The 13,051-nt window shown below is 72.3% G+C and carries 9 protein-coding genes and 1 tRNA gene; 4 read left to right on the top strand and 6 right to left on the bottom strand.

Going from position 1 to position 13,051, the window contains the following annotated elements:
* Positions 1-167: 167 nt before the first annotated feature.
* Entirely contained in the window at positions 168-1,370 is a 1,203-nt protein-coding gene (locus tag FB462_RS05460; RefSeq protein WP_141860612.1) for an aminotransferase class I/II-fold pyridoxal phosphate-dependent enzyme, read from the top strand.
* 26 nt (positions 1,371-1,396) lie between these two features.
* Here FB462_RS05460 and FB462_RS05455 read toward each other — a convergent pair whose 3' ends face one another.
* The 4 genes from FB462_RS05455 to FB462_RS05440 form a co-directional block, all read right to left on the bottom strand.
* The gene (locus FB462_RS05455) at positions 1,397-2,209 is read right to left on the bottom strand and encodes a carbon-nitrogen hydrolase family protein (protein WP_141860609.1); all 813 of its coding nucleotides are present in this window, start codon (positions 2,207-2,209) and stop codon (positions 1,397-1,399) included.
* Positions 2,210-2,297: 88 nt separating this feature from the next.
* Positions 2,298-2,374, bottom strand: a tRNA-Met gene (locus FB462_RS05450).
* Positions 2,375-2,437: 63 nt separating this feature from the next.
* A complete protein-coding gene (locus FB462_RS05445; RefSeq protein WP_180225561.1) occupies positions 2,438-5,425 on the bottom strand; it encodes a UPF0182 family membrane protein in 2,988 nt (995 codons plus the stop codon).
* Between the two features lie 265 nt (positions 5,426-5,690).
* On the bottom strand, positions 5,691-6,800 hold the full coding sequence (locus tag FB462_RS05440) for a YlbL family protein (RefSeq protein WP_141860607.1): 1,110 nt from the start codon (positions 6,798-6,800) through the stop codon (positions 5,691-5,693).
* A 146-nt stretch (positions 6,801-6,946) separates the two neighbouring features.
* Here FB462_RS05440 and FB462_RS05435 point away from each other — a divergent pair, with 146 nt between their 5' ends.
* Both FB462_RS05435 and FB462_RS05430 read left to right on the top strand, forming a co-directional pair.
* Positions 6,947-8,341, top strand: a complete 1,395-nt coding sequence (locus FB462_RS05435) for a zinc-dependent metalloprotease (RefSeq protein WP_141860605.1) — start codon at positions 6,947-6,949, stop codon at positions 8,339-8,341.
* A gap of 66 nt (positions 8,342-8,407) precedes the next feature.
* On the top strand, positions 8,408-9,271 hold the full coding sequence (locus FB462_RS05430) for a TOMM precursor leader peptide-binding protein (RefSeq protein WP_114848978.1): 864 nt from the start codon (positions 8,408-8,410) through the stop codon (positions 9,269-9,271).
* On the opposite strand, the gene FB462_RS05425 is transcribed toward FB462_RS05430, so the two are convergent.
* Together FB462_RS05425 and nudC are read right to left on the bottom strand one after the other, a co-directional pair.
* Positions 9,156-10,907: an ATP-dependent helicase gene (locus FB462_RS05425; RefSeq protein ID WP_114848977.1), complete on the bottom strand. Its 1,752-nt coding sequence runs from the start codon at positions 10,905-10,907 to the stop codon at positions 9,156-9,158. The genes FB462_RS05430 and FB462_RS05425 overlap by 116 nt on opposite strands.
* Positions 10,908-10,955: 48 nt before the next feature.
* On the bottom strand, positions 10,956-11,891 hold the full coding sequence (gene nudC / locus FB462_RS05420) for an NAD(+) diphosphatase (RefSeq protein WP_141860603.1): 936 nt from the start codon (positions 11,889-11,891) through the stop codon (positions 10,956-10,958).
* Positions 11,892-12,011: 120 nt separating this feature from the next.
* On the opposite strand from nudC, the gene FB462_RS05415 reads away from it, so the two are divergent.
* Positions 12,012-13,010 carry a phosphotransferase gene (locus tag FB462_RS05415; protein ID WP_141860601.1) on the top strand — a complete coding sequence of 333 codons (999 nt, stop codon included), beginning with the start codon at positions 12,012-12,014 and terminating at the stop codon, positions 13,008-13,010.
* Positions 13,011-13,051: the final 41 nt, after the last annotated feature.

The raw sequence follows: 13,051 nt of genomic DNA, 5'->3' as shown, positions 1-13,051 counted from the left end.
GTGCAGTCTTCCGGACCCACCTGAGCGGTGCTCCTGCTGGGGCTGCGAGCGGCCTATGGCGATCCTATGCGTGGGCTGGGCAGCCGTTCCCGGGATCCGGTCCGCACGCGCACTAGGTTGGGTGCACCCGGCGCACCGAGGGCGTCCGGCGCATCGGGAGGACGCACATGCACCGCACCGGACCGTGGCTCCGCGCCGCCGAGGGAGCCATGCTCCTGGGGCCCGACGGGTCGCCCGCCCCGACGGTCTTCGCCGAGATGAGCGCCCTCGCCGCGGCGACGGGTGCGATCAACCTCGGACAGGGCTTCCCGGACGAGGACGGACCCGCCGAGGTGCTCGACGCCGCCGTCGCCGCCGTCCGTGCCGGCGTGAACCAGTACCCGCCGGGACGCGGCACCGCCGAGCTGCGTGCGGCGATCGCGGAGCACCAGGCGCACTGGTACGGCCTGTCGGTCGACCCTGATCGCGAGGTGCTCGTCACCGCCGGCGCGACGGAGGCCCTCGCGGCGACGCTGCTCGCGTTCGTCGAGCCCGGCGACGAGGTGATCACCTTCGAGCCCTTCTACGACGCCTACGGCGCCCTGGTCCGGCTCGCGGGCGGCACGCACGTCACCGTCCCGCTCACGACCCCCGACTTCCTGCCGGACGAGGACGTCCTACGCGCCGCGTTCTCGGACCGCACCCGCGTCGTCCTCGTGAACACCCCGCACAACCCCACCGGACGGGTGCTGCCGCGCGCGGTGCTCGAGACCGTGGTCGAGCTCGCCGAGCGGTACGACGCCCTGGTCGTCACGGACGAGGTCTACGAGCACCTGACCTTCGACGTCCCGCACGTGCCGATCGCGGCGCTGCCCGGGGCGGTGGACCGGACGATCTCGATCTCGAGCGCTGGCAAGACCTTCAGCACCACGGGGTGGAAGATCGGCTGGCTCACCGCTCCCGCGCCGCTGGTGGACGCGGTCCTGGCGGTGAAGCAGTTCCTGACGTTCGTGAACGGCGCCCCGTTCCAGCCCGCCGTCGCCGCGGGACTCCGCCTGCCGGACACCGTGTTCCACGGGATCGCCGCCGAGCTCGGTGCGAAGCACGCGCTCCTGGCCGAGGGGCTGCTGGAGGCGGGGTTCGACGTCCTGCACCCGGACGGCGGGTACTTCGTCATCGCGGACGCCGCCCCGCTCGGGTACGACGATGCCCGGGCGCTCTGCCTCGAGCTCCCCAGGCTCGCGGGTGTGGTCGGCGTGCCGGTGTCGGCGTTCGTGCGGCCCGAGCACGCGCCGGGCTACCGCTCGCTCGTGCGCTTCGCGTTCTGCAAGCGCCGGAGCGTGCTCGAGGACGCCGTGGGCCGGCTCGGGGCGCTCCGCGCGCGGTCCTGAGCGGGAGCTGCCGTCGCTCGGTGACGTCAGCCGCGCGGCACGACGTCGTACCGCCGCAGGCCCAGGGACGGGTTCACCGTGCGCACCGAGTCGGTCACGGCGGTGTCGACGGTCGCCACGAGCAGCCCGGGTGTCGCCCCTGCCGCCGCGACCGCGACGCCCGAGGGGTCGAGCACGACGGACGAACCGATGCCCACCGGCGGCGTCTGCCCGACACCGACGACCCACACGGTGTTCTCGATCGCGCGGGCGGTGAGGAGCGTCCGCCAGTGGTGTTCCTTGCCCGGACCCCGCACCCACTCCGCCGGGACGAGGACGACGTCCGCCGCACCGCCCTCGGCCGCGGCGAGGCGACGCGTGACCTCGGGGAAGCGCAGGTCGTAGCAGGTCTCGAGGCCGACCCGGACTCCCTGGACGGTGACGACCGGCAGCTGGTCGGTCGCACCGGACTCGATGCGGTCGGACTCCCGGGAGCCGAACGCGTCGTACAGGTGGACCTTGCGGTACGTCGCGCCGATCGACCCGTCGGGCAGCACGGCGACGAGGGTGTTGCGGAACCGCTCCCCCTCGCCCACCTCCGCGACGCCGGCGACGATCGCGATCCCGGTCTCCCGCGCGAGGTCGGCCAGCCCCGTGACGAACGGCCCGTCGAGGGGCTCCGCCGCGGCGACGAACCGGTCGTCGATGTCCGCGGTGAAGTACGAGGTGTACTCCGGGGTCACGAGCAGGTCCGCTCCGCGCCGAGCGGCGTCGACGGCTGCGCGACGGACGGTCTCGAGGTTGGCGGTCGGGTCGTCGACCGGCGCGAACTGAGCGGCGGCGATCGTCAGGGTGCTCATCCGCCGAGCGTAGCGACGGAAGGCGTCGGCGGACACTGGGAACGGCGAAGGCCCCGGTCCGACTGGACCGGGGCCTTCGTGTGACGCTTGGTTGCGGGGGCAGGATTTGAACCTACGACCTCTGGGTTATGAGCCCAGCGAGCTACCGAACTGCTCCACCCCGCGGCACGTTGAACAGCCTACACACGCCCGTGGCGGGGCACAAATCGAGTGCCCCGCCACGGCGTGTCAGTTCCCGCCCTCGGCCTCGGTCGCCGCCTGGATGGCCTCCTGCAGGCGCTGGTCGGCCTCTGCCGCAGCGACCAGGTCGTTCTTCGCGTAGGCGTCCTGGCGGTCCTGCAGTGCGGACTTCGCGTCGGCGAGGGCCTGCTGCAGCGCGGCGTTGTCGGTCGCACTCCCGGAGCTGGAGCCCCCGGTCGAACCGGACGAGCCCGAACCCGTGTCGGTCGACCCGGAGCCGCTCGACCCGGAGTTCCCGGAGCCGGTGTCGCCCGAGCCGCTGTCGCCCGACCCGGATCCGTTCGCGGCGCCCTGGTCTCCGGCCGTGGCACCCGAGTTGCCGCCGAACAGGCTGTTGAGCGCCTCGTCGAGGGTGTCCTCGAAGGCGATCTTGTCGCCGAAGGCCACCAGGACCTTCTGCAGCAGCGGGTACGAACCGCTCGACGTCGACTGGACGTAGACGGGCTGCACGTAGAGGAACCCGCCGCCGACCGGCAGGGTCAGCAGGTTGCCCTGCTTCACCGTCGAGTTGCCCCGCTTCAGGATGTTCAGCTCCTGCGACACGGTGGTGTCACCGTTGAACAGGTTCTGCACCTGCGCCGGACCCGGGATGTTGTCGGTCTTCGGCATCGTCAGGAGCGTGAGCTTGCCGTAGTTCCTGGCCTTCTCGCCCTTGCCGGCACCACCGGCATCCGAGTCCACCGCCAGGTACCCGGTCAGCACGTTGCGGTTGTTCGCTCCGGCCGACTGCTGCGGGATGTACGTCGTGTAGAGCGAGTACGCGGTGTCCTGCCCCGGCACCTTCATGGTCAGGTAGTACGGGTCCTGCAGGTTGGACCGGTTCGCGGTCGTCTGCGTCCCGAGCGCGTTCGTCGTCGTCTGCGCGTCCGCGGTGTCGGCATCGTTCGTGCCCGAGGTCGGTTCCTGCGGGGTGTTCCACGCGTCGTCACCCGAGTAGAACGAGTTCGCGTTCGTCACGTGGTACGTGCCGAGGATCGACCGCTGGACCTTGAACAGGTCCGTCGGGTACCGCACGTGGTCGAGCAGTTCGGCGCTCATCTCCGACACCGGCTGCATCGACGTCGGGAAGATCTTCTGCCAGGTCTTGAGCACCGGGTCCTGCGTGTCCCAGGCGTAGAGCGTGACCTTGCCCGTGTAGGCGTCGACCGTGGCCTTCACCGAGTTCCGGATGTAGTTCACCTGGTCGGTGCGGAACGTCGACGACTCCGTGCCGTTGATGCTGTCCGACAGGCTCTGGCTCTGCGAGTACGGGTAGGCGTTGCTCGTGGTGTACCCGTCGACGACCCACTGGATGCGGTGGTCGACGACCGCCGGGTAGGCGTCACTGTCGAGCGTCAGGTACGGTGCGACCTTCTGGACGCGCTGGATCGGGTCGCGGTCGTACAGGATCTGCGAGTCCTTGTTGACCGCGTTCGACAGCAGGATCTGCTCCGACTGGAACTTCGCCGCGTAGACGAGCCGGTTGAAGAAGTTGCCGAGGCTCGGACCGCCGTTGCCCTGGTAGGTGGTGGTCGCGTTGCCGCCGTTGTCGTCGTCCGAGCCGGACGGGTAGTCGAGCTCGATGTTCTTCGAGCCCTCGGGCCCGCCGACGATCGAGTACGGCGGCGAGGTCTCGCCGAAGTACACGCGCTCCTGGTAGTCGCCGAGCGCGCCGCTCGACGGGATGCCCGACTCGAGGAACACCGGCTTGCCGTCGCTCGCGCGCTGGTTGCCGTAGGCCGCGGTCACGCCGAAGCCGTGCGTGTAGACGAAGGTCCGGTTGTACTGCGTGTTCGCCTGAGCGCTGAGGCCGTCGAGGTCGATGTCGCGCACCGCGATCACGGTGTCCTCGGTCTGGCCCTTGACGTCGTACCGGTCGACGTCCAGCTCCTTCGGGAACTGGTAGTACTGCCGGTACTGCTGCAGCTGGCTGAAGGTGTCCGACACGATCTTCGGGTCGATGAGACGGATGTTCGCCGTCGTCTGGGCGTCCTGCGCGAGGGCGCCCGAGCTCGCCTCGGTCGTCGCGTCGTAGTTCTGCTCCTGCACGTCGGCGACGTCGTAGGCGTCCCGCGTGGCCTTGATGTTCCGCTCGATGTACGCCGACTCGTAGGTGCGCTCCGAGGGCTTCACCTGCAGCCGCTGGACCACCCACGGGTAGATGCCGCCGATGACGATCGCCGCGACGAGCAGCAGCCCGGTGCCGACGATCGAGATGCGCCAGCGGCCGATGACGGCCGTGACGACGAACAGGACCGCGACGATCCCGGCGATGCCCGCCATGATCTCGCGACCGGGGATGACGGCGTTGACGTCGGTGTACTGCGCACCCGTGATGAGCGGGTTGTCCTTGGTCAGGGCCGCGTACTGGTCGAGCCACAGGCTGACGCCCTGCAGGGCCACGTAGACGGCCGCGGTCACCGCGAGCTGGATGCGCGCGGCGCGGGAGATGCGGACCTCGCGCCCGCCGAACCGGAGTGCGCCGTACAGGTAGCACGCGGCGAGCGCCGCGATCCCGGCGATGAGCACGACCGCCGACGAGTACGCCACGATCGCGCGCCAGAACGGCAGCTCGAACACGTAGAAGCCGATGTCCAGGCCGAACTGGGGATCGGTCTTGCCGAACGACGTCCGGTTGAAGTACTCGAGCACCATGCTCCAGCGGCCGGCCGTGGAGAGCCCGGCGAAGACGCCGAGGACCGCCGGGATGCCGATCATGACCGCACGGCGCAGCGGCTCGATGACCTGCTGGTAGCGGTCGAGCTGCGAGTTGAGCTTGGCGTAGACCGGCCGGAACCGGAACGCGAGCGCGATGCTCACGTACACCGGCGCGGCCATCCCCAGGAAGCCGGCGACGAACATCGAGGTGCCTGCGATCCACCGGGTGGTGAGGACCTGCTGGAACCCGAGTTGGGAGAACCACGCGTAGTCGGTGTACAGGCTGGCGAAGATGAAGAAGCCGATCACCAGTGCGGCCAGCACGATGATCGTGACCACGATCGGGACCCGCGGCGAACGCCGCCCGGAGGAAGAGGGTCCCGAGGTGGACGAGGTTGTCGTCACTTGATGTGCTCCTGACGTGTCGGACCGGCGGGCCCGGCGCGGCGGGCCGTCAGTGCGTCGATCCTATTGGTCGCCACCGACAGTGAAACTGTACGGGAACTCAGGAAGGTGGTCCGTGCCTCCCGGCAGACGGCCTGGAGGCACGGATCGCGACGTGCGCGCACGTCGCGGCGTGCGCGGCCGGGTCGGGACCGTGCCGTCAGGAACCGCAGCGTGCGAGGCCGTCGGTGCTCTTCCCGGAGGCGATGGTCTGCAGGTCCGTGACGGCCTGGTCGAGCGTCGCGACCTTGTAGACGTCGAGCCCGGCCGGGACGTGACCGACGACCTCGTCGCAGTTGTCGGCGGGTGCGAGGAAGACCGTCGCCCCCGCGTCCTTCGCGCCGTAGAGCTTCTGGCGGATGCCGCCGATCGCGCCGACCTCGCCGTCCGCGGTGATCGTGCCGGTGCCGGCGACGTGCTTCCCGCCGTTGAGCTTGCCGGGGGTGAGCTCGTCGATGATCCCGAGCGCGAACATCATGCCGGCCGAGGGCCCGCCGACGTCCTGCAGCGCGATCTTCACCTGGAACGGGAAGTCGTAGCGTTCGGTCACGCCGACGCCGAGGAGTGCGGTGCCCTGCTCGTCGCGCGGGGTGACCTCGACCTGGCGGCTCACGCCGTCCCGCTCGATCGTCACGGTGGCGGGCGAGGACGTGCCGTGCTTCGCCACGGCGGCGCGCAGCGTGCCGGCGTCGACGTTCGTGGTGAGCTGCTCGCCGTCGAACGCCGTGATGACGTCGCCCTTCCGGATGGTGCCGTCCGCCGCGGACCCGGGCTGCACGGAGCCGACCTCGAGCCGCGTGGGCAGCTCCTCGCCCTGGTGGATGAGCGCCGCGGCGACCGCCGACTGCTGCGAGGACTGCATGTCCGCCGCGTCCTGCTCGTTCACCTGCTGGGTGGTCGTGCCCTCCGGGTAGATCGCGCTGGCCGGGATGACCGCCTCGGACCGCGAGAACAGTGCGCGGACGACGCTCGTCCAGGACGGACGGTTCGTGGCGTCGCCCTGGATGCCGACGGTGAGCATGTCGAGCGCACCGGATGTCGGGTACGTCTCCGCGCCGTCGATCTGGATGAGCTCGACGTCCTTCGCGTCCTTGCCGCTCCCCTGCCGCTGGGTGCCGATGGTGTTGTAGACCGGGCCGGGCACCTCGATGAGGTACGGGCTCGGCAGGAAGCTCGCGAGGAGTCCGAGCACCACGGCCCCGATGACGAACGCCCACCCGACGGTCCGGGCGCGCGAGCGACGGCGGGGAGCGGGGGCGAAGAGGGTCACGGACGTCCTTCCACAGGGTGCGGCCGCCTGCTGGCGGGCTGTGCGCCCGTCGTCTGGCGGGCTGTTCGCCGTGGGCGCAGCGGTCCGGGCGTCCCCACGGGAGCATCCCAGGCGCGGGCCCGTGAGCAGCGGTTAGCGTAGTCGGCATGCCTGATCAACCGCAGCCGGGGCCGGACGACGACTTCCAGGAGATGCTGCGCAAGCTGCTCTCCGGAGAGGGACAGATCGACCCGTCGCAGCTCGCGGGCGCCGCGGGGCTGCCGAACGACCCGGCGTTCGTCGCGAACCTGATGGGCCAGCTGCAGCGCGCGGCGCAGTCCGGCGGCGACGGCATCGACTTCACGGTCGCGGCGGAGCGGGCGACCGCCATCGCCCGCGACGGCCAGCACCCCGTCGACCCCGCCACCGCGCAGGCGACGGACCAGGCGTTCCAGGTCGCGGCCCTGTGGCTGGACGAGGCGACCTCGGTCCCCGAGCTCACCGCGACGCCGAGCACGTTCACGCGCGAGCAGTGGGCGACCGCGACGACCCCGGTGTGGGCGCAGATCGCCGAGCCGGTCGCGCTGAGCATCGCGAACGCCCTGACCGAGGCCATCGAGCAGCGCGCACCCGAGCAGCTCAAGGCGATGCTCGGGGACGTCTCGAAGGCCATGCGCGGCGTGGGCGGGGCCCTGTTCGCGATCCAGCTCGGGCAGGTCGTCGGGCAGCTCTCGAAGGAGGTCGTGTCCGGTGGCGACGTCGGCGTGCCGCTCCTCGACGAGCAGGTCGCCGCGCTCCTGCCGCAGAACGTGGCCGAGTTCGCCGAGGGCCTGGACGTCCCCGAGGAGGAGGTCCGGATCTACCTCGCGGTGCGGGAGCTCGCCCACGCGCGGCTGTTCCGGTCGGCCCGCTGGCTCCGGCTGCACATCATCACGTCGATCACCGACTACGCGCGGGGCATCCACATCCCGTTCGACCGCGTCGAGGAACTCGCGTCCGAGATCGACCCCACGAACCAGGAGCAGCTCCGCGACGCGCTCGCGTCCGGCGCCCTCATCCCGCCGCGCACTCCCGAGCAGGAGGCGGCGCTTGCCCGGCTCGAGACCATGCTCGCGCTCGTCGAGGGCTGGGTCGACACCGTCACCGCGGCCGCGACCGTCCGGCTGCCGCGCGCCGGCGCGATCGCCGAGATGGTCCGCCGCCGTCGTGCTTCGGGTGGCCCGGCGGAGTCCGCGTTCGCCACGCTCGTCGGCCTGGAGCTCCGGCCCCGCCGACTGCGCGAGGCCGCGGCGCTGTGGCAGCGCGTGACCGAGGAACTCGGCGCCGAGGACCGCGACGCGCTCTGGGCGCACTTCGACGCCGTCCCGACCTCCGAGGACGTGGACGACCCGGAGGCGTTCGTGCTCCGGCTCCGGAACCCGGGTCGCTCGGCCGAGGACGACGCGTTCGACAAGGCCCTCGCCGACCTGCTGGCGGACTCGACGGGCGACCGCCCGCACGAGGACGAGCAGGGCGGGGTCGACGAGCCCCCGACGTCCGACGGGGATACCCCGTCCCGCTGACCCCGACTTCTCCACAGATCGGACCCGTCGCCCCCACCGGGGTGGCGGGTCCGTCATCGTCGGGGCATGGGCATCCGCATCGACCCGACCCTCGAGTTCGTCTGGCGTGACCCGGCGACCGTCCAGCTCGGGGTCGACCCGCCGCGCGCCGTGGTCCCCGTGCCGACCACGGCCGAGGAACGGTTCCTGAGCGCGCTGCGCCGCGAGACCGCGCGTGACGCCCTGGCCGCGCTCGCCCGGACGGTCGGCTGCCGACCCGAGGTCGCGGCGCGGGTGCTCGGGACGGCCTCGCCCGCTGTCGTCGACGTGCTCCCGGAGCCCCTCGCCCGGGTCGAGGTGCACGGCGCCGGTCCGCTCGCCGACACCGTCGCGGAGATGCTCCTCGGCGAGGGCGTGACCGTCGTCCGGACCACGGCGCCGCTCGGCGGGCCGGTGTCCTTCCCCGAGCCGGAGCCCCGGCTGGCCCTGGTCGTGGCCGACCACGTCGTCGACCCGGCACTCCGCGCGGCGTGGACCCGACGGGGCACGCCGCACCTCGCGCTCGTGGTCGGCGACGGACGGGTCCGGCTCGGGCCGTTCGTGGTGCCCGGCACCGGGCCGTGTCTGCAGTGCGTCGAGTACGCCCGCGTCGACGCCGACCCGGCCTGGGCAGCCGTGGCCGCACAGGTCTGGGGGCGTCCGGCAGCGCCGCTCTCCCCCTGGCGCACGGCGGCGGTGGCCGCGGCGGCGACGCGGATGCTCGTGCAGCGCCTACCGTCGACGACGCAGCACCCCCGGGCGGACCAGGTGGTGTTCGACCGGGACGACCTGTCGGTCAGCGTGCAGCCGGTGGCGCCGCACCCTCGCTGCGCGTGTCGAGCGCTGCCAGGAACCGACTCGGCGCCCGGGCTCCGGCACGCGTGGAGCCCTGCCGGGACCACGTCACCGTGACGGACCGGCGCGCACGGGTCAGACCGACGTAGAACAGCCGACGTTCTTCCTCGACCTCGTCGTCGGTCGTGGCGTGCGAGATCGGCAGCAGCCCCTCGGCGGCGCCGACCACGACGACGTGGGGCCACTCCAAGCCCTTCGACGAGTGCAGGGTCGCCAGGGTGACGGCGTCGAGCTCGGGCTCGTGGTGGGTCGCGGCACGGTCGACCAGGTCCTGGGTGAACTGCTGCATGGTCGTGCCGGCCGGCGCTTCCTCGGCCAGGGTCATGATCGCCTGCAGCGCCTCCCACTGGTCGCGCACGGCTCCGGAGCCCTCCGGTGCGGTCGGCGTCCATCCGCTCAGCTGCAGGACGAGCCCCACGCGACGGGTCAGCTCGTCGTCGGTCCGGCGGACGGCCTCGCCGCGCATGTGGTGCACGGCGAGCTTGACCTCAGGCCGGTCGAAGAACCGTGTGCCGCCCTGCACGCGGTACGGGATGCCGGCGCGGCCGAGCGCCGACTCGAGTGCGGCGGCCTGCGCCCCGACGCGGTAGAGCACGGCGCAGTCCCCGAAGGACGCGCCGGCGGCGACCGTCTCGGCGATGCGGCGGGCCACGGTCTGCGCCTCGTCGCCGTCGTGCACGCACGCGAGCACCCCCGGTGCCGGTCCGGACTCGGTGGTCTGCGCGACGAGGTCCAGGGCACCCGGTTGCCCGCGCATCAGGGTGTTGGCCGCCTGCACGACCTCGGGCGTGGAGCGGTAGTTCCGCTCGAGGCGCACGATCGAGCCCCGTGGGAACTCGGAGCCGAAGCCGAGCAGGTAGCGGCTCGACGCGCCCGCGAACGAGTAGATCGTCTGGCTGGCGTCACCGACCACGCAGACGTCGTCCCGACCGCCGAGCCACGCCCGGAGCAGGTCGTGCTGCACGGGCGAGACGTCCTGGTACTCGTCGACGACGAAGAACCGGTACTGCTGCCGCACGTACGACGCCACCCGCGGCTCGGACTCGACCATGCCGAGCGTCGCGAGCAGGACGTCCTCGAAGTCCAGCTGGCGGCGGTCGTCCTTGAGCTGCTCGTAGGCGCGCATCAGGTCGACGACCCGGCGCGGAGTCGTGTCACGGGGCATCACACGGTCCGCGGCGGCGGCCTCGTACTCGTCGTAGGACAGCATCTGGACCTTGCGCCACTCGACCTCGGCGGCCAGGTCGCGGAGCACCGGGGTGTCCACGTGCAGGCCGACGGTGTCGGCGGCGTGCGCGATCACCCGCCCCTTGGACTCGACGATCCGGGGGGCGTGCCCGCCGATGGTGTCCGGCCAGAAGTAGCTGAGCTGCGCCATCGCGGCGGCGTGGAACGTCCGCGCCTGCACCGCCCCGGCGCCGAGGGCCCGGAGCCGCGACCGCAGCTCGCCGGCGGCACGCGTGGTGAAGGTCAGCGCGAGGACGTGGCTCGGCGAGTACGTCCCGGTGGCGACGCCGTAGGCGATCCGGTGGGTGATGGCGCGGGTCTTCCCGGTGCCGGCACCCGCGAGGACGGCGACCGGGCCGAGGAGCGTCCGGGCGACGGTCCGCTGCTCGGTGTCGAGGGCGGCGAGGAGCTCGTCCGGTGACGGCGGTCGGACCCCGTCCACGGCGACGCGCGGGTCGGCGCTCACGACGGAGCCCCGCTCACGGAAGAGCCGCCCCGCACCGACGGGACCCGCTCACGGCAGGTCGAGCGGCTCGCCGTACCACTCCTCGATGATGGCGCGGGCGATCGACGTCCGCCCCGGCAGCAGCAGGGTGTCCCCGGCGCGCTCGCGGACATCGTCGCGCGAGAACCACCGCACGTCCAGGATCTCGACACCGTCGGGACGCGCGGTCGACGGGTCACCGTCCACGGCCCGGGCACGGAACCCGACCATCAGGGAAGCCGGGAACGGCCAGGGCTGCGAACCGAGGTACTCGGGCTCCTCGACCCGGACACCGGACTCCTCCCAGACCTCGCGGCGGACGGCGTCCTCGAGCGACTCCCCCGGCTCCACGAACCCGGCGAGCAGCGAGTAGCGGTCGGCGTCCCACGCGGCGTTCGAGCCGAGCAGGATCCGGTCGTCGGCGTCCGTGACCCCGACGATGATCGCGGCGTCGGTGCGCGGGAAGTGCTCGTGCCCCTCGGGGTCGCGGCGGACCCAGCCCCCCGTGACGACCTCGGTCGCGGAGCCGGTGCGCGGCGAGAACCCGTGCACCGCGTGCCAGTTCGCCATCGCCACCGCCTCGACCGCGAGACCCTGGTCGCGGGCGGACAGCTCGGTGCCGAACATGCGCAGGCTGACCCAGGCGTCGTCGTCCGGCTCGATCGCGGTCGCGGTCCGGTCGTCGACGAGCACGGCGACGAAGCGTGTGCCCGCGGGAGCGTCGGGAGCGTCCACGACGGCCCGCCCCAGGTACAGCGTCACCGCGTCCTCGGGCACCGCCTCGGCCCGCACGAACCGCAGCGCGCCGTCGGTCTCGCGCAGGAGCTCGCCCCGGTGCACGGGCAGCCAGCGGGTCGCCGGGTCGTCGCGCAGGACGCGGTCGAGGTCGGGCGTGGTCCGGAACTCCGCATCGCGGTCGAGTTCGTTGCGGGACAGCGGCAGTCTGGCGGCGAACTCGACGGTCACGGCGGAGGGCTCCTCGGGTCGGCGTGGTCTTCTCGGCGGGAGCCTGTGGAGCGTCCCCGGGGTTCCACAGGCCAGCGTGGCGCACGCTCGCACGTCGACCGCGGACCTACCCTGAGGGGCATGGCGGGATCCCAGTTCACTCTAGCCGCGTTGGCGACGACGGCCGTGTCCGGCCTGCTCGTGACGGGCACACGTCCGCTCGGTTCCGCCGCGTCCGGTGACTTCGAGTCCGCCGTGCTGCGCGAGGCGGACGGCACCCTGTCCGCGATCCGGCGTCCGCGCAACCAGCGGGCCGAAGCGCGTCAGTCCGCCGACCTCGTCGCGATCCGCGCGCTCAGCGCCGGCATCCGGACGCGACTGCCCTTCGCCGTCGCCGAGTACCGCGGCCAGGCTCCGATCGGCTCGACCCGCGCGATCGTCACGTCGTACGTGCCCGGGACCCACCCCGCGCTCCGTGACCTCGGCCAACGCCCGGAGCTCGCCGCGTCGGTCGGTCGCGCCGTCGCCGCGGTGCACCTGCTGCCCACGAGCTTCGTCACCGACGCGGGTCTGCCGTCGCTCACCCCGTTCGAAGTCCTGCGCTCGGCCGTCTCCGTGATGGACCGCGCGGTCGCGACCAAGCTCGTCCCGGCGGCGCTCAAGGAGCGTTGGGAGGGCGCGGCCCGCGACCAGCAGCTGTGGCAGTTCACGCCGACCGTGGTGCACGGCGCCCTCGGCACCGGTGTCCTGCTCGTCGACGGCGACACCGTCACGGGCATGCTCGACTGGGGCGAGCTCCGGCTCGGCGACCCGGCGAAGGACCTCGCGTGGGTGCTCGCCGGACGGGCGGACGCGTTCGACACCGTGCTCGCCGCCTACCAGGCAGCGGGTGGCGGTCGGGACCGCCAGCTCGCGCAGCGCGCTCGGGTGTACCACGAGCTCGAGACGGCGCAGTGGCTGCTGCACGGGGTCCAGGCGAAGAGCACCGAGGTCGTCGACGACGCGGTAGCGATGATGCACCGCCTGGTCGACGCGGTGCAGACGCCGAGCGCGGCACCGCTCCAGTCGGTCTCGCCGGACACGATGGAGATCGGCGAGGTCGAGCAGCTGCTCTCCTCCACCGAGCGCCGACACGGCTGACGCGACCGACCGCCTGACGGACAGGCCATCTGACGGACAGA

The sequence above is a fragment of the Curtobacterium citreum genome (genome assembly GCF_006715175.1).
Taxonomy (GTDB): domain Bacteria; phylum Actinomycetota; class Actinomycetes; order Actinomycetales; family Microbacteriaceae; genus Curtobacterium; species Curtobacterium citreum.
This window is presented reverse-complemented; position numbering and strand designations above follow the sequence as displayed.